Source organism: Pseudomonas marincola (assembly GCF_900116605.1).
In the GTDB taxonomy this organism is placed as follows: domain Bacteria; phylum Pseudomonadota; class Gammaproteobacteria; order Pseudomonadales; family Pseudomonadaceae; genus Aquipseudomonas; species Aquipseudomonas marincola.
The window spans coordinates 140,082-157,299 of record NZ_FPBC01000002.1 but is presented as its reverse complement, the minus strand read 5'-3'; the positions used below and the strand labels follow the sequence as shown (position 1 = coordinate 157,299).

General features: G+C 57.9%; 14 protein-coding genes. 8 read left to right on the top strand and 6 right to left on the bottom strand.

The features are described 5' to 3' along the window. Window positions 1–84 precede the first annotated feature (84 nt). On the bottom strand, window positions 85–1,140 hold the full coding sequence (gene bioB, locus BM395_RS05220; RefSeq protein ID WP_090509445.1) for a biotin synthase BioB: 1,056 nt from the start codon (window positions 1,138–1,140) through the stop codon (window positions 85–87). A gap of 215 nt (window positions 1,141–1,355) precedes the next feature. On the opposite strand from bioB, the gene BM395_RS05215 reads away from it, so the two are divergent. From BM395_RS05215 to BM395_RS05200, 4 genes are all read left to right on the top strand, one after another. Further along, window positions 1,356–2,096, top strand: a complete 741-nt coding sequence (locus BM395_RS05215; protein ID WP_244528937.1) for a ComFC family protein — start codon at window positions 1,356–1,358, stop codon at window positions 2,094–2,096. Window positions 2,097–2,178: 82 nt separating this feature from the next. Continuing rightward, window positions 2,179–2,943: a TOBE domain-containing protein gene (locus tag BM395_RS05210; RefSeq protein ID WP_090509443.1), complete on the top strand. Its 765-nt coding sequence runs from the start codon at window positions 2,179–2,181 to the stop codon at window positions 2,941–2,943. Between the two features lie 81 nt (window positions 2,944–3,024). Then, the gene (locus BM395_RS05205; RefSeq protein WP_090509439.1) at window positions 3,025–4,926 is read left to right on the top strand and encodes a PhoX family protein; all 1,902 of its coding nucleotides are present in this window, start codon (window positions 3,025–3,027) and stop codon (window positions 4,924–4,926) included. Between the two features lie 207 nt (window positions 4,927–5,133). Next, window positions 5,134–6,108: a serine/threonine protein kinase gene (locus BM395_RS05200; RefSeq protein ID WP_090509437.1), complete on the top strand. Its 975-nt coding sequence runs from the start codon at window positions 5,134–5,136 to the stop codon at window positions 6,106–6,108. A gap of 40 nt (window positions 6,109–6,148) precedes the next feature. Here BM395_RS05200 and BM395_RS05195 read toward each other — a convergent pair whose 3' ends face one another. After that, on the bottom strand, window positions 6,149–7,126 hold the full coding sequence (locus tag BM395_RS05195) for an SdiA-regulated domain-containing protein (RefSeq protein ID WP_141124076.1): 978 nt from the start codon (window positions 7,124–7,126) through the stop codon (window positions 6,149–6,151). A gap of 261 nt (window positions 7,127–7,387) precedes the next feature. Between BM395_RS05195 and rarD the strand changes: the two genes are divergently transcribed. Continuing rightward, window positions 7,388–8,293: an EamA family transporter RarD gene (rarD, locus tag BM395_RS05190; protein WP_090509431.1), complete on the top strand. Its 906-nt coding sequence runs from the start codon at window positions 7,388–7,390 to the stop codon at window positions 8,291–8,293. A 296-nt stretch (window positions 8,294–8,589) separates the two neighbouring features. Here rarD and BM395_RS05185 read toward each other — a convergent pair whose 3' ends face one another. Then, entirely contained in the window at window positions 8,590–9,108 is a 519-nt protein-coding gene (locus BM395_RS05185) for a glycine cleavage system transcriptional repressor (RefSeq protein WP_090509429.1), read from the bottom strand. Window positions 9,109–9,167: 59 nt separating this feature from the next. After that, window positions 9,168–9,629, bottom strand: coding sequence for a GNAT family N-acetyltransferase (locus BM395_RS05180; protein ID WP_090509426.1), 462 nt, complete (start codon window positions 9,627–9,629; stop codon window positions 9,168–9,170). Between the two features lie 298 nt (window positions 9,630–9,927). Here BM395_RS05180 and BM395_RS05175 point away from each other — a divergent pair, with 298 nt between their 5' ends. The 3 genes from BM395_RS05175 (at window position 9,928) to BM395_RS05165 (ending at window position 14,896) form a co-directional block, all read left to right on the top strand. Continuing rightward, a complete protein-coding gene (locus tag BM395_RS05175; protein ID WP_090509423.1) occupies window positions 9,928–12,105 on the top strand; it encodes a malate synthase G in 2,178 nt (725 codons plus the stop codon). A 161-nt stretch (window positions 12,106–12,266) separates the two neighbouring features. Then, window positions 12,267–14,195, top strand: a complete 1,929-nt coding sequence (locus BM395_RS05170; RefSeq protein ID WP_090509420.1) for a putative nucleotidyltransferase substrate binding domain-containing protein — start codon at window positions 12,267–12,269, stop codon at window positions 14,193–14,195. After that, window positions 14,192–14,896, top strand: coding sequence for a 3'-5' exonuclease (locus BM395_RS05165; protein ID WP_090509418.1), 705 nt, complete (start codon window positions 14,192–14,194; stop codon window positions 14,894–14,896). Before BM395_RS05170 ends, BM395_RS05165 begins: the two co-directional genes overlap by 4 nt. A gap of 219 nt (window positions 14,897–15,115) precedes the next feature. Here the strand turns inward: BM395_RS05165 and BM395_RS05160 are convergent, their stop codons facing one another. Both BM395_RS05160 and BM395_RS05155 read right to left on the bottom strand, forming a co-directional pair. After that, window positions 15,116–16,303, bottom strand: a complete 1,188-nt coding sequence (locus BM395_RS05160; protein ID WP_090509415.1) for a quaternary amine ABC transporter ATP-binding protein — start codon at window positions 16,301–16,303, stop codon at window positions 15,116–15,118. Further along, window positions 16,300–17,166: an ABC transporter permease gene (locus BM395_RS05155; RefSeq protein ID WP_069898163.1), complete on the bottom strand. Its 867-nt coding sequence runs from the start codon at window positions 17,164–17,166 to the stop codon at window positions 16,300–16,302. Before BM395_RS05155 ends, BM395_RS05160 begins: the two co-directional genes overlap by 4 nt. Between the last annotated feature and the right edge of the window lie 52 nt (window positions 17,167–17,218).

The window sequence follows — 17,218 nt, the reverse complement described above, 5'->3', positions numbered from 1 at the left end:
ATTGCAGTAACAAGGCAGGCAAACGATTACGGACGCCAGCAGACTCAAGAACATGAGCCTGCTGGCACCGTTCACAGCAACGGCTCAAACCGCGGCGTTGTAGAACTGCTCGCTGCTTTTTTGCTCAATCAGGGCTTGCTCGATAGCGGCCTGATGCACTTCATCGGCGTGTTCCTCGCGCTCTTCCGGCTTGATGCCCAAACGCGCGAACAGCTCCATGTCCTTGTTGGCTTGCGGGTTGACCGTGGTCAGCAGCTTCTCCCCATAGAAAATCGAGTTGGCACCGGCGAAGAACGCCAATGCCTGCATCTGGTCATTCATCGCCTCACGGCCGGCAGAAAGGCGCACATGCGATTTCGGCATCATGATCCGCGCAACCGCCAGCGTGCGGATGAAGTCGAATGGATCAACGTCCTTCTCTTCAGCCAACGGCGTGCCTTTGACCTTGACCAACATGTTGATCGGCACCGACTCCGGATGCTCAGGCAAGTTGGCCAGTTGGATGAGCAGGTTCGCCCGGTCATCCAGCGACTCGCCCAGGCCGAGAATCCCGCCGGAGCAGATTTTCATGCCGGAATCACGCACATAGGCCAGTGTTTCCAGGCGATCCGCGTAGGTACGCGTGGTGATGATGTTGCCGTAGAACTCTGGCGAGGTATCGAGGTTGTGGTTGTAATAATCCAACCCGGCATCAGCCAGCGCAGCGGTTTGTTCTTTGTCCAGCTTGCCCAGTGTCATGCAGGTTTCCAGACCCAGCGCCTTGACGCCTTTGACCATCTCCAGCACGTAGGGCATGTCTTTAGCCGAAGGATGCTTCCAGGCCGCGCCCATGCAGAAACGAGTCGAGCCAATGGCTTTGGCGTCGGCTGCAGCTTGCAGGACTTTCTGTACTTCCAGCAGTTTTTGTTTTTCCAGACCGGTGTTGTAGTGGCCAGACTGCGGGCAGTACTTGCAGTCTTCCGGGCAGGCGCCGGTTTTAATCGAAAGCAAGGTTGAGACCTGCACGCGGTTGGCATCGAAATGCTCGCGGTGCACGGTCTGCGCCTGAAACAACAGGTCGTTGAAAGGCTGCTCGAACAGTGCTTTGACTTCAGCTAGCGACCAGTCGTGACGCGTTGCGATAGATGCGGTTGCATTCATGAAAGAGTTCCTTCGACGCTTGGCGGCGTCTGTTGTCAGGGATAACGGCCAAAGCGCCGCAATTCAGGCTTAAGGCATCATAAGTTGTGTATTGACGCTGTCAACCCAGAACAAGACACAGGTTTACATCTGCTCAATTATTGATCTATAGCAAGCAACCATCACCCTAACCCCGCCACAGCACATACACCCAACAAGGAGTCGCCGTGAGCCCGCTGAAAACGCTATCCGAGCGGATATTGCGCGCCTTGAACTGGCGGGCGTCAGGCAGGTGCCTGCTTTGCGATGCCAACGCAGACAATCCGCCGCTGGCTATTTGCAGCGGTTGCGAAGCTGATCTGCCGTGGCTCGGCGCACATTGCTTGGTATGCGCGTTGCCGCTCACCCATCACGGCCTGACATGCGGTGAATGCCTGAAACGCCGGCCGTCTTTTGCACGGGTAGAAGCGCCCTGGCGCTATGAATTTCCGGTGGCGAGCCTGATAAATCGCTTCAAGCACCGGGGCGATATGCCGTTTGGGCGACTGTTGGCGGATTTGCTCACCCAGCATGTGCAGCACGCACTGGATCAGGGCCTGCCGAGGCCGGATGGCCTGATTGCGGTACCTTTATCGCGGACAAGGCAACGCCAGCGCGGCTTCAATCAGGCGCAGATGCTTAGCCAGTGGTTGAGCCGACAGCTGCATATCGACACATTAAAAGACGTACTGATCCGCACCGCCGACGCCCCCGCGCAGCAGCAACTTGATGCCAAGGCGCGTAAACGCAACCTGCGCCACGCCTTTAACCTGCACCCAGATGCCTCGGTCAACGGTTTGCATCTGGCCCTGGTTGATGATGTGCTCACCACCGGCGCCACAGCCGACACCCTTGCTCGCCTGCTGTTGCGTGCAGGCGCTACGCGGGTCGATGTTTACTGTTTGGCACGCACGCCGAAGCCGGGTGATAGCACTTGAGCGTGCCCCGCTAAGCGCGGCTTGACTTACGCCAGCCTAAACGCCACTTTGCCCGACAACCGCCTCACTCAACAGAATGCCCATGTCTTTACCCAGCCTGCTCGCCCAGTACATCGTGCGCCGCCCACAGCGCATCGCCCTGCTCCAGCACATTGCCGAGCAAGGCTCGATTACGCGGGCAGCAAAAAGCGCCGGCCTGAGTTACAAGGCCGCGTGGGATGCGATTGACGAGTTGAACAACCTGGCCAACCAACCGCTGGTCGTGCGCAGCGTGGGTGGCAAAGGTGGCGGCGGCGCCAGATTGTCTGCCGAAGGCGAACGCGTGCTGCGTTTGTATCAGCGCCTGCAATTGCTGCAAAGCCAGATACTCGAAGCGGCAGAAGATGCAGACGACCTCGATCTGCTCAGTCGCCTGATGCTGCGCACCAGCGCTCGCAACCAGTTGCATGGGCGAATCCGGCAAATCGACAGCCTTGGCCACAATGACCTGATTACTCTGGAACTCGCGGGCGGGCTGACATTAACCGCGCAAATAACCCGCGACAGCACGCACACCCTTGAACTGCAACTGGGCGCGCCGGTATTGGCGCTGATCAAGGCTGGCTGGCTTGAGCTGCACCCCGTCGATGCACCGGCAATTCCGGGCAACAACAGCCTGACCGGGGAGATCAGCGAGATCCTTGATGCCGAAGATGGCCCCACCGAAGTACGCATCCGCCTGAGTAATCAGCAGACCCTCTGCGCGCTGGCCCAGCCCGAACACTTGCACGCGCTGGCACTCAAAACAGGAAGCGCTGTGCAGGTGCAGTGCGCGCCGAGCAACGTTTTGTTGGGCACCCCGATTTAAGCGGCAATTGCGTAACACAGCTGCAACAATAACTTCACACAGGGTCTCTATGGTGGCTGCACCACCGGCAAGGAGCCTGCCATGAAGCTGTTAGACGACCTGCAATCCAGCGACTTTGAAAACCTGACCCAACTCAGCCGCCGCCGCTTTATCGGGGCCGGTGCAGCCTGCGGCGCCGCGCTGTTCCTCAGTGGCAATCTGCTCAGCCGCAGCGTGATGGCAGCAACCGCAAATGCCGGCTCCAGTGCCTTGCTCGGTTTTGCCAATATTGCCGCGAGCACCGCCGACACCATCAGCCTGCCCGCTGGCTATACCTCGTCGGTATTGATCAGTTGGGGCCAGCCGCTGCACACGGGTGGCCCGGCCTTTGACCCGCACGGCAAAAACACGGCGAGCGATCAGGAAGTACAGTTCGGTGACAGCAACGATGGCATGAGCCTGTTTGCCATGCCCGACGACGAGAATCGGGCACTGCTGGCGATCAATAACGAGGCCACGGACTACCGCTTCCTGTTCGCCCATGGCAAAGCGCCGCAGTCTGCGGAAGATGTGCGCAAGGCGCTGGCCAGTGAAGGTGTTTCGATCATTGAGGTCGAGCGCCGCGGCCAATCCTGGCAGTTCGTGCAGGGCTCGCCTTTTAATCGTCGCATCCACGGTAATACCCCGATCCGCGTAAGCGGCCCGGCGGCGGGTCACGACTGGTTGAAAACCGCAGCCGACAGCAGCGGTATCGAGGTGCTCGGCACATTCCAGAACTGCGCCAACGGTCAAACGCCGTGGGGCACCTACCTGACGTGCGAAGAGAACTTCACCGATAGTTTTGGCAGCAGCGATGCCCGGCAGGCGTTCACCCCGGCCCAGCAGCGCTATGGCGTAAGTGTTGAGAGCGAAGACATCAACTGGCATCAGCACAATGAGCGCTTCGATCTGGCGAAGAATCCCAATGAGCTGAATCGTCACGGCTGGATTGTCGAGATCGATCCATTCGACCCGCAGTCTGTTCCGGTCAAGCGCACAGCACTCGGACGCTTCAAACACGAGAACGCAGCCTTTGCCGAAACCAAGGACGGGCGTGCTGTGATTTACATGGGCGACGATGAACGTGGCGAGTTTATTTACAAGTTCATCAGCCGGGACAAGATCAACCGCAAGAACCCCAAAGCCAACAAAGATCTGCTCGATAACGGCAGCCTTTATGTCGCGCAATTTGATGCCGGTGACAACGACAGGAATCACCCGAAAGGTCATGGTAGCTGGGTCGAGCTGCGCCACGGCAAGAACGGCCTCACCGCCGCCAACGGTTTTAACAGCCAGGCCGAGGTGCTGATCAATGCCCGCCTCGCTGCCAGCATCGTCAACGCTACACGCATGGATCGCCCGGAGTGGATCGTGGTCAGCCCGATTGATGGCAAGGTTTACTGCACGCTGACCAACAACGCCAAGCGCGGCAATGAAGGCCAGCCAGTGGGCGGCCCGAATCCGCGGGCCAATAATATCTACGGCCAAATCCTGCGCTGGCGCGAAGCCAACGACGACCACGCATCCACCGCACTGGTCTGGGATTTGTTCCTGATTGCCGGCAACCCGCAACAGCATGCAGGTTCGCCGCAGGCGGGCTCCGGCAATATCACGGCGCAGAACATGTTCAACAGCCCGGACGGCATGAGTTTCGATGCGGCGGGACGTTTGTGGATTCTCACCGATGGCGACAGCAGCAACAGCGGCGACTTTGCCGGCATGGGCAATAACCAGATGCTCTGCGCCGATCCGGCCAGCGGTGAAATCCGCCGGTTTTTGGTCGGTCCGGTCGGCTGCGAGGTCACCGGTATCAGCTTCACCCCAGACCAACGCACGCTGTTTGTCGGTATCCAGCATCCAGGCGAAAAAGGCACCTCGACCTTTCCCGACTACCAACCCAATGGCACACCGCGCTCCTCGGTGATCGCCATACGCCGCGAAGATGGCGGGATCATCGGCAGCTGAAAAAACAGCATCCCGCACCACTGAAACGGTCGCGCGCGACCGACGGAGAAGGCTAGGACCAGTCTCTGCAAACGAGCGTCCAGAGCCCGTTTGCAGAGCGCTAATATGTGCCGCAATACTTCTTCAGCGCTTGCGTAATACGCGTCACCCGCGCCTGCGTTACCATGGCCGCCTAATCGCAGCAGCCAGCTGCGCGAAGGAGCGGTCATGTCTCACCCATTTGCTGCACTTACACCCGATCTGGTACTGGATGCAGTTGAAAGCATCGGCTTTCTGAGCGATGCGCGCATCCTTGCGCTCAATAGTTATGAGAACCGGGTTTATCAGGTGGGCATTGAGGATGAGACGCCGCTGATCGCCAAGTTCTACCGGCCAGATCGCTGGACCGACGCCGCCATTCGCGAAGAGCACAGCTTCACGTTTGAGTTGGCGGAATGCGATGTGCCGGTGGTTGCGCCGCAGGCGATAAACGGTGAAACCCTGTTCGAGCATGCCGGTTATCGCTTCACCCTGTTCCCGCGTCGGGGTGGCCGCGCGCCAGAGCCGGGCAACCTCGATCAGCTTTACCGGCTAGGGCAATTGCTTGGGCGCATGCACGCCGTGGGTTCGACCAAGCCGTTTGAGCACCGCGACACCTTAACGGTCAGCAACTACGGTCACGCCTCACTGGCCACCTTGCTGGAAGGCAACTTCATACCCAAAAGCCTGCTGCCGGCCTATGAATCGGTCGCGCGCGATTTGCTCAAACGTCTGGATGAACTGTTCGCCAACAATCCAGTAAACGCCATTCGGGTACACGGCGACTGTCACCCGGGTAACCTGCTGTGCCGTGACGACACCTTCCATATGGTCGACCTCGACGACTGCCGCACCGCACCCGCCGTGCAAGACCTGTGGATGATGCTGGCCGGTGAGCGCCATGAACGCCTCGGGCAACTCTCGGAACTCATGGACGGCTATCAGGAATTCCACGATTTCAATCCGCGCGAATTACCGCTGATTGAAGGCCTGCGCGCACTCCGCCTGATGCATTACAGCGCTTGGCTGGCGCGGCGTTGGGATGATCCAGCGTTCCCGCACAGCTTTCCCTGGTTTGGCAGCGAGCGCTATTGGGGCGAACAAATCCTGATGCTGCGTGAGCAGATGGCCGCACTCGATGAAGAACCGCTGAAACTATTCTGAGTACAGGCCGCGCTTGCAAGCCCGTACACAGCCCCAGCCATTAATGCTGAGCGACTGTGACGGGCTTTTTGCTGAACGAATAGAACAGGTTCGGTTCGCTGATCACGTAAAGATTGCCCAAGGTGTCCATCGTCACACCTTCGGCCTGCGGCACGCTTTCTTTGACATCGCTGAGGCCGCTCAAGAATGTGCGGCTGCTGACCAGGTCCCCGTCGCTATTCAATTCGAACAGCGCCTTGCTCTCATCGCTGAGTAGCAGCAAATGCCCGGTCACGGGATCAACATGCACCGCCGACAGGTCGGTCGAATAAACGCTGCGGTCGAGCCACTCGCTCAAATCGCGAACCTCCAGTTGCAAGTTGCCAGCAAGGGACTCACGCACGCCGGTGATTGCAAACAGCTGGCGCGGATCACGCTCCTTAACCGCATACAAGCGATCCTCAACCGCGTCGTAGGCAATGCCTTCCAGGCCTTTGTTTTCGGTGTCGGACTGATTAAGGCCCAAGGTCACGTTGCGCGCATTGTTGCGGTTAATCGGTCCAGGCGTCGCGGGCATCGTCAAAAAGCTGATGCTGTGGCTGCGCTCCTCGACAACGGCCACCAAGCCATCGCCCATATAGGTAATGTCTTCGGTGTCTTTGAAACCAATCAGTGGATAACTCGCCAGCACGTTGGAGGACTTATCCATCGCGACGATCTGCATCGGCCCGGAGTTGGTAATGGCCAGCAAACGGTTCTGATCGTAGTCATAGGTAATGCCCGACAAGTCATCCGGAACGCCCGCCACCGGCAACGCCTGCAGATCAACGCGGTAATCCGGCAGCCAGATTGCGTTATCTATGCGTGTGCTGGCTTGCGCCATGTCGACCCAGTTGAAGTAGATACGCTCCTTCACCCGTAATACTGAAGCAGCCGTGAGCACCAGCGCCGCTGCGCATACACCAGCCAGAGCGGCTTTACGTGGGTGCAGTACGCACCAGGATTTGAGCTGACTAAAAATAGAAGTACTGCTTTTCAAAAGACCCGTCCCAACTCATCTAAAGCACCGAAGCACTCGGTTAAAAATCTGAATGTCACCCGCAAAAAAGATAGGAATCGCGAGTGCCGGTGCATTTTGCATGCACACATATGACAACAATGCGAATAGGCGTTCCCCGATGTAAAAAAAGGCTTACGTTTTTGTGTGGCCACGGGCCGACAATAAAGCTGAACAACCAGACAAAAAGTGCAGCGCAGACTAGAATTGGCACTTTCGTTAGCACCCTAAGCAAGGACTCTCATGGCCACCGCCAATCCGCAGCGCGGATATATTCTCGGCCTCACGGCATACACGATCTGGGGTTTATTCCCGCTGTACTTCAAGGCCATCGCCGAAGTGCCTGCACTCGAAATCATTGTCCACCGCGCTGTGTGGTCGGCAATTTTCGGTGCCCTGCTCTTGCTGGTGTGGAAACACCCAGGCTGGCTGCGCGAGCTGCGCGCCAATCCCAAGCAGTTTGCGGTTTTAGCGCTGAGCGGCGTACTCATTGCCAGTAACTGGCTGGTGTACGTGTGGGCGGTCAATCATGGGCGCATGCTTGAGGCCAGCCTTGGCTACTACATCAACCCATTGATCAACGTTCTGCTGGGCATGCTGATTCTCGGTGAGCGCCTGCGTCGCTTGCAGTGGATTGCAGTTGGCCTTGCCGCGCTCGGGGTACTGCAGCAGTTGTGGCAGGTCGGCAGTATTCCGTGGGTATCGCTGGTACTGGCCCTGACATTCGGTTTCTACGGCCTCATCCGCAAGCAGGCGCCGGTTAAAGCGCTGCCTGGTCTGGTTGTTGAAACCTGGATGCTGTTGCCGCTGGCGATTGGCTGGATCGTACTCAACCCCAGCGCGATGAGCAGCAACCCTGAATTCTGGACAACATCCGAGGCGTTCTGGCTGATCGCCGCCGGGCCAATTACCTTGGTGCCGCTGGTGTGCTTCAACGCAGCGGCGCGGCATCTGCCTTACACCACACTGGGTTTCCTGCAGTATCTGGCACCGACGCTGGTATTGCTGCAGGCCGTATTCCTGTTCGGCGAGACATTCGATTCGAGCAAACTGCTGGCCTTCATTTGTATCTGGGCCGGGTTGGTGATTTACAGCGTCGATGCGTGGCTCACACTGCGTCGCCAGCCGCCCATCGAACCGCAAGCCTGATCAAGACCGTCGCCGCAATGCTGTGGCGACGGCCTAAATTCTGATCAAAAAACACTCAATTCGATGCAACCCATAGCGCTTATGGGCTGCATCGACTCATCCCAAACTTATCCACAGAGGCATCCCCAGCCGTTGTGCACAAGCTGAAAAGGCCTGAGTGTTTTTTGATCAATCCTGACAAAACCTTGCAGCACTAAGAGCGCAAGCGGGTCTCCCCAGTTTATCCACAGGCCTACGCACGCAGAACTTGGATAGTTGTGTGTAGCGCCGAATACGCCGCTACAAAACCCCAAGCACTAGCTTTCGGCGCGGATATTCAGCTCCACCATCAGATCATCCGCCAGGGTCTCCAGCTGGAGTTTCAGCGCATCTAGGGTCAGCGACACAGGCACTGCCAACATGGCTTCGGCGTGGAACAGCGGCTCACTGCTCATCGGCGCCGGCATAACATCGGTGATCAGGCTTTCGACGTTGACCCCAAGCTCGGTCAACAGGCGGGTGATGTCGCGCACAATGCCTGGCCGGTCATTGCCGACCAGATCCAGCAGCACCGGCTTGGCCACACACGAAGGCTCATCACCGCTCGGCGCCAGCAGAATACGAATGCCGTGAATGCTCAGCCCCTGCAGCGCCTCGACCAACTCGGCATGCGACTCGGCAGGCACAGCCACGCGCAGAATCCCGGCAAACTGGCCGGCCATGCGTGACATCCGGCTCTCAAGCCAGTTACCGCCGTGATCAGCGATGCACTGCGCAACACGCTCGACCAACCCGGGCTGATCCTGAGCAATTACCGTGACGACTAAATGTTCCATTGTGAGCCTCGCGTTTGTGGAGATAGACATGGGACCGCAAGTGTCTGCGCCCATTCAAACTAACTGTTTGCTCGCGCAGGCAAGCCTAGCCAATAGGTGTAGAACGCATTGTCGCGGCAATAACCCAGGCGCTCATAAAGTGCTTGGCCCGCCGTGTTGTCCTTGGCGGTTTCAAGCTGCAAACCGCAGACACCCGTGCTTTCGCCGTAGTTGCGGGCAGCATTCATCAACCCCTCCCCAACTCCCTGACGGCGCGCATGAGGCGCGACATATAAGTCGCTGAGCAACAACGCAGGCGCCAGATGCAGGGATGCGAAGAACTTATAGAGCTGGACGAAACCGAGGGCTTTAGTGCTTACGTCGCGGGCGATAAAGATGATCGACTGACCTTGTAGCAATCTGTCATGCAAAAAATCGCTGACCTGCTGCGTGCTTTTCTCGACCCCATAGAAGTGCAGATAGGCTGAAAAAAGTGGGCTTAAATCATCCAGATCGCTAAGCGTCGCCTGCTCTATATGCATCGAGGAGCTCCTGTTCAGTTCCACATCAGTATAGGTGGGCAAAGCAAGATCGACGAACGTATAGAATCTAGAAGCAATTAATCGTGTACCGTTTCCGCACTTTTATGAAACAATATTGACCTTCTTTGCACACACAACATTCCTTGCGTGACTAGAAATCGACTTTCGGTCGGAGTACGACGCGCTTGCGACTGATTTTCCCAAGATCTTGATGTAGTATGCCGCGCCGTGGACTACAAGACTGTTTCCGGCAGTCCGTCGTGGCTATTGAGTAAAGCTGAACAGAGTGAGGCAAGTGATGACTGAACACGTTCAAGTAGGTGGCCTGAAGGTTGCCAAAGTGCTGTTCGACTTCGTAAACAACGAAGCCATCCCCGGTACCGGCATTGCTGCCGACAAGTTCTGGGCAGGCGCTGAGGCTGTGATCAACGATCTGGCCCCAAAAAACCGCGCTCTGCTCGCCAAGCGCGACGCTATTCAAGCGCAAATCGACGGCTGGCATCAGGCTCGCGCCGGCCAGGCTCACGATGCAGTGGCCTACAAGGCTTTCCTGCAGGAAATCGGTTACTTGCTGCCTGAACCGGCTGAGTTCGCCGCGACCACCCAGAACGTCGACGAAGAAGTCGCGCGTCTGGCGGGTCCGCAACTTGTAGTGCCGGTCATGAACGCACGCTTCGCCCTGAACGCCTCGAACGCGCGCTGGGGTTCGCTTTACGATGCGCTGTACGGCACCGACGCGATCAGCGAAGAGAATGGCGCCGAAAAGGGCAAGGGCTACAACAAGGTTCGTGGCGACAAGGTTATTGCTTTCGCTCGCGCGTTTCTTGATCAGGCAGCGCCTTTGGCTGCAGGCTCGCACGTTGACTCAACCGGCTACCGCATTGAAGGCGGCAAGTTGATTGTCAGCCTCAAAGGCGGCAGCAACACCGGCCTGCAAGACGACGCACAGCTGATTGGTTTCCAGGGCGAAGCAAACGCTCCGGTAGCCGTGCTGCTCAAGCACAACGGCCTGCACTTCGAAATTCAGATCGACGCCAACACTCCGGTTGGCAGCACTGACGCCGCTGGCGTTAAAGACGTGCTGATGGAATCGGCGTTGACCACCATCATGGACTGCGAAGATTCGGTAGCCGCCGTAGATGCCGACGACAAAGTCGTGATCTATCGCAACTGGCTCGGCCTGATGAAGGGCGACCTGGCTGAAGAAGTCTCCAAAGGTGGCACCACCTTCACCCGCACCATGAACCCGGATCGCGTTTACACCCAGGTTGATGGCGGCGAACTGAGCCTGCACGGCCGCTCACTGCTGTTCGTGCGTAACGTTGGCCACTTGATGACCATCGACGCGATCATCGACAAAGACGGCTTTGAAGTGCCGGAAGGCATCATGGACGGTCTGCTGACCAGCCTGATCGCCATCCACAACCTCAACGGCAACACCAGCCGCCGTAACACCCGCACCGGTTCGATCTACATCGTTAAGCCGAAAATGCACGGCCCGGAAGAAGTCGCCTTCACCACCGAACTGTTCGGCCGTGTAGAGCAGGTGCTGAGCCTGCCGGTTAACACGTTGAAAGTCGGCATCATGGACGAAGAGCGTCGCACCACCGTCAACCTCAAGGCGTGCATCAAAGCGGCCAGCGAGCGCGTGGTGTTCATCAACACCGGCTTCCTCGACCGTACCGGTGATGAAATCCACACTTCGATGGAAGCTGGCGCCGTTGTGCGTAAAGCAGCCATGAAAGCCGAGAAGTGGATTGGCGCTTACGAAAACAACAACGTCGACGCTGGTTTGGCAACGGGCCTGCAAGGCCGTGCGCAAATCGGTAAAGGCATGTGGGCCATGCCTGACCTGATGGCCGCGATGCTTGAGCAGAAAATCGGCCACCCGATGTCCGGCGCCAACACCGCCTGGGTTCCATCGCCGACTGCTGCCACCTTGCACGCGCTGCACTACCACAAGGTTGACGTATTCGCCCGTCAGGAAGAGCTCAAGAGCCGCACACCGGCTTCGGTTGATGACATTCTGACCATCCCACTGGCCGCTGATACCAACTGGTCTGCCGAGGAAATCCAGAACGAACTGGACAACAACTCGCAGGGCATTCTGGGTTATGTAGTGCGCTGGATCGACGCGGGCGTCGGTTGCTCGAAAGTGCCGGACATCAGCGATGTCGGCCTGATGGAAGACCGCGCCACACTGCGTATTTCCAGCCAGTTGCTGGCTAACTGGCTGCGCCACGGCATTGCCACCGAAGAGCAGATTGTCGCCAGCCTCAAGCGCATGGCGCCGGTGGTTGACCGTCAGAACGCTAACGATCCGACCTACCGCCCACTGGCACCGGACTTCGACAGCAACATCGCCTTCCAGGCTGCGCTGGAATTGGTCGTCGAAGGTGCCAAGCAACCAAACGGCTACACCGAGCCGGTTCTGCACCGTCGTCGTCGTGAGTTCAAGGCTGCCAACGGCCTGTAACTCACCTTTGACGTGAACCGCTGAAGAAAACGGCCGCCCTCCGGGCGGTCTTTTTTTGCCTGCGATTCAGCCCGGCCGCCTAGACTTACGTCCAATGGGCGCTAGTCGCCTGCCAACGCACACTGGCTAAAAAAATACAGGTTAATAACCAGGGCCCGGCTATGGCTGACAACACCTTCGCTGAAACCGGCAAGAGCGCGGTGCTGCAAAACATTCAAGGCACTATGGCCTTCCTGCAACAGTTCCCGCCATTCACTCAGATGGACATGGCGCATCTGGCCTATCTGGTTGAGCACTGTCAGCTGCGCTTTTATGCACAGGGCGAAACCATCCTCAACCCGGAAGATGGCCCGGTCGAGTTCTTCTATATCGTCAAACAGGGTCGTGTAGTGGGCGAACGCCCGCACGCAGGCAAGCAACCTGAACAAAGTACCTTCGAGATATCCACAGGCGAATGCTTCCCGCTGGCCGCATTGATCGGTGAACGCGCCACGCGCACGCGGCACTTGGCGGGCGAAGACAGCTTCTGCCTGTTGTTGGATAAACCGGCATTCCGCAAGTTGTTCAGCGTTTCTGAGCAGTTGCGCAATTTTGCCCTGCGCGGGGTCAGCAGCCTGCTCGATCAGGTTAATCAACAGGTGCAGTTACGCGCGGCAGAAAGCCTTGGCGAGCAGTACTCGCTGAACACTCCGCTCAGCGAACTGGCCATGCGCACAGCCGTGACCTGCACAGCGGAGTGCAGCCTGCGCGATGCGGTTCGGCAGATGCATGAGCAGCACGTCGGCAGCATTGTGGTAGTCGACAGCGCGCAACATCCACTGGGGATTTTTACCCTGCGCGATCTGCGCCGGGTAATCGCCGACAACGAATCCCTCGATCAGTCGATCGAACTGCTGATGACGCCCAATCCCTTTGCACTGCCGCCCTCAGCCAGCGCGTTTGACGCCGCCATCGCCATGGCCGAACGGCATATCGCCCACATTTGCCTGATCACGGACCAGCAGCTCTGTGGCGTGGTTTCGGAGCGCGATCTGTTTTCATTGCAGCGCGTCGATCTGGTGCATCTGGCGCGCACACTGCGCACGGCCAGCAAGCTTGAAACCCTGATTGCCCTGCGCAGCGACATCAATCTGCTGGTCGACCGCATGTTGGCGCATGGCGCCAGTTCGACGCAGATTACCCACATCATCACCCTGCTCAACGACCAGACCGTATGCCGGGTGATTGAACTGACCATTGCAGATCTCGGCGATCCGGGCGTGCAATTCACATGGCTGTGCTTTGGCAGTGAGGGCCGCCGCGAACAAACCCTGCTCACCGATCAGGACAACGGCATCGTATTCACCGCCGACTCTGATGCCGCCGCCGAAAGCATCCGCCAGAAGCTCCTGCCGCTGGCACAGGAAATCAATCAACGCCTGGCCCGCTGTGGCTTCACCCTGTGTACCGGCAACATCATGGCCGGCAACCCTGAGCTGTGCCTGTCGCAACAGCAGTGGAGTCAGCGCTTTGATAGTTTCATCGCCACCACCACGCCCGAGCACTTGCTGCGCTCAAGCATCTATTTTGATTTGCGCGCGGTCTGGGGCCCTGCAAAAGGCGTCAAGCAACTGCGCGAAGCGTTACTCGCCAAAATTGCCCAGAACACGCTGTTTCAACGCATGATGGCCGAAAACGCTTTGCGTCACCGACCGCCGCTGGGACTGATCCGTGATTTTGTCGTGGCGCGCAAGGGCGTCGAAAAAGACACCCTAGACCTCAAGATCCAAGGCCTGACGCCGTTTGTCGATGGCGCCCGGCTACTGGCGCTGGCCAATGGTGTTGGTGCCTGCAACACCCTTGAGCGTCTGCGCGCGCTGATTCGCAAAGGCGTGATCGATGAGCTAGACGGCGCGGCGTATGAAGAGGCCTACCACTTCATTCAGCAAACCCGCATGCAGCAACACCAGCTGCAAGCCAAACAAAACCTGCCCTACTCCAACCGCCTCGACCCAGACACCCTCAACCATCTGGATCGGCGCATCCTGCGTGAATCATTCCGCCAGGCTCAGCGCCTGCAAAGCAGCCTCGCACAACGCTACCAACTATGAATGCTTTAACCTGGCTTACTGGCGCAAAACCTTCACTCGACGCTGAGCAGCAGGCGCGCGTGGACGCGCTTGGCAAACCCGCCGCGCTCGATAAAACACCACTGGCCGAGCAACGCATTGTGGTACTCGATCTGGAAACCTCGGGGCTTGATACCCGCCGCGATCAGGTCTTGTCGATCGGAGCGGTAGTAATCAATCAGGGCGCAATTGTGCTCGGCGAGCAATTCGAATGCGTGGTCCAGCGCCATGACCTGAAGATCAACGCAAGCATTCTCATCCACGGCCTGCGACCATTCGATATCGCCGCCGGAATTGATCCGAGTGAAGCGCTGTTGAGTTTTATGGAGTTCCTTGGTGACAGCCCGCTGCTGGCCTTTCATGCAAACTTCGATAAACGCATGCTCGGCCGTGCGCTCAAGCAAACGCTGGGGCTCAAATTACGCCACCCATTTCTCGATGTCGCCGAAATGGCCCCGCTGCTGTGTCCAGACAATGCGCCCCGCCGTGGCAGCCTTGAGGCGTGGGCCGAGCAATTCGGTTTGCAGGTGCATCAACGTCATCACGCCAGCGCCGACGCAATGGTGACGGCCGAGCTGGCGCTGATCATGTTCAGCAAGGCGCGCCAGAACGGGCTGGACAGCCTGCAACAGCTTGCTGAGGCGCTTGAGGGTTATCGTCGACGTAAGCAGTTTCATCCGTGAAGCCGTCACACAATTCGGCGTAAGGTGGAGGCACAGGCTTAGTTACAGGGGTGAGGTGTAGATCGCTTTGATGGATTGCCCCGCAGGGGCTATCCATCCTCCGGGTTAAATGGGGTGAATGAGTGAAGGTGACGGACGATTTATTCACGGCCTTCGCCCACAAAAAAACGCCTGAGCGGTTAAGCATCAGGCGTTTTTTATTCATTGCAGGTCAGCGGGTCATTGCGACTCTTCTGGCGTCGGGCTGACCAGTTCGCTGACTTTGCTGCGCGACAGCCAGCCAACAAACTCACCGTTTTCACCGGTTACGGCTAACGGCTGCTGTTCGCGGAGCATATGCCCAAGCACCTCATCCAGCCCGGTATCGGCGGGAACTGAGGTAACGTCATCAAGGTAGTTGGCAATGTCTCGCGCGCCATCCGCCTGAGCCTTCTGCACCGAGGCGACAGTGATCACTCCGCGCAGCGCCTTGCCATCCAGCACCGGCGCATAATCACGCGCCTTGTCTTGGAGCAGTTGCAGCGCCTTGGCCGGCTGAGTGCGCGTGGTCAGAGTCAGTGAACCCCGGCTGAGCGCGTGCGATGCTGTCAGTACCTTGCCGCGATTAACGTCCTGCAGGAATGACTGCACGTAATCGTTGGCCGGGTGCAGCAGAATGTCTTCCGGCGTGCCTTCCTGAACCAGTTCGCCATCCTTGAGAATCGCGATCCGGTTGCCCAGACGCAACGCCTCATCCAGATCGTGGGTAATAAACACGATGGTCTTGTTGAGCTTGGCTTGCAGCGCCAGCAACTGATCCTGCATTTCGCGGCGGATCAGCGGATCAAGCGCCGAGAAGGCCTCGTCCATCAGCAGAATTTCAGCATCTGTAGCCAACGCACGCGCCAAGCCGACACGCTGCTGCATGCCGCCCGACAACTGATGCGGGAACTGCTGTTCAAAACCTGCGAGGCCGACTTGTTCAAGCCAGTGCGTGGCTTTCTCTTCGCGTTCTTTGCGGCCCTTGCCCTGAATCTTCAGGCCATAAGCGGCGTTGTCGAGCACGCTGTGGTGCGGCAACAATCCGAAGCGCTGGAACACCATGCTCATGGTTTGCTGGCGGAACGTCTCCAGGTCACGCGTACCCAGCTCCATGACATTCTGGCCATCGACCAGAATCTCGCCGGCAGTCGGTTCGATCAGCCGATTGAAGTGGCGAATCAGCGTTGACTTGCCCGAGCCGGACAAGCCCATGATCACGAAGATACTGCCCGCTTCAATGCTCAGGCTGATGTCGCGCAAGCCAATGGTATGGCCGTTATCGGCGAGCATCTGCTCTTTGCTCATGCCAGCCTTGGCTTGTTCAAGGTGCTTCTCGGGGTCATCACCAAACAATTTGTAGATGCCACGAATTTCAATTTTGCTCATGAGTTGCCCCCCGCCGTCTGGCGCTTGCCATAGGCCTGGGTGATGCGGTCAAAAATAATTGCCAACACCACAATCGCAGTACCCGCCAGCAGGCCGCGTCCGACTTCAAGCCGGTTAATCCCGAGCAGTACTTCCTGACCCAGACCACGCGCACCAATCATCGAGGCAATCACCACCATCGACAGCGCCATCATGGTTGTCTGGTTGATGCCAGCCATGATGTTGGGCAGCGCCAGCGGCAGCTGCACACCAAATAGTTGCTGGCGAGGATTGGCACCAAAGGCACGCGATGCCTCAAGTACGTCCTGATCAACCAGTCGAATGCCCAGATCCGTGAGGCGGATCAGTGGCGGTACGGCATAAATAACCGTGGCGATAATCGCCGGGATCTTGCCCAGACCAAAGAGCATGACCACTGGAATCAAATAAACAAAGCCGGGCATGGTCTGCATCACATCCAGTACCGGCAGCATAATCCGCCGTAACCAGCTGAAGCGCGACATCATGATGCCCACAGGAATACCAATAATTACAGAAATGGCCGTCGACATGATCATCAACGCCAGGGTTTGCATGCCCTGATCCCACAGACCGAGCAGGCCCACCACACACAACATCAGCGCCATACCCAGCGCCATCAAAATCCGCCGGCTTGCGAGCCAGGCAATCACTCCAACTGCGATAACCACACTCCACCAGGGAGCGGTACGCAGCAGTTGTTCAATCCATACCAGCATGTGCAGGAACGGCGCCGAGATGGTTTCCAGCACATCGGCATAGTTAGTCACCAGACCTTCGACAAACTGGTCGATGGAGTGACGCATGCCGCGAGCATCAAATACTTGAGGAAAATTATCAGACATAAGCACGTTCTCTAGTTCAATCCAACTGCTGCGGCCTAAGCCGCAGCAGTGC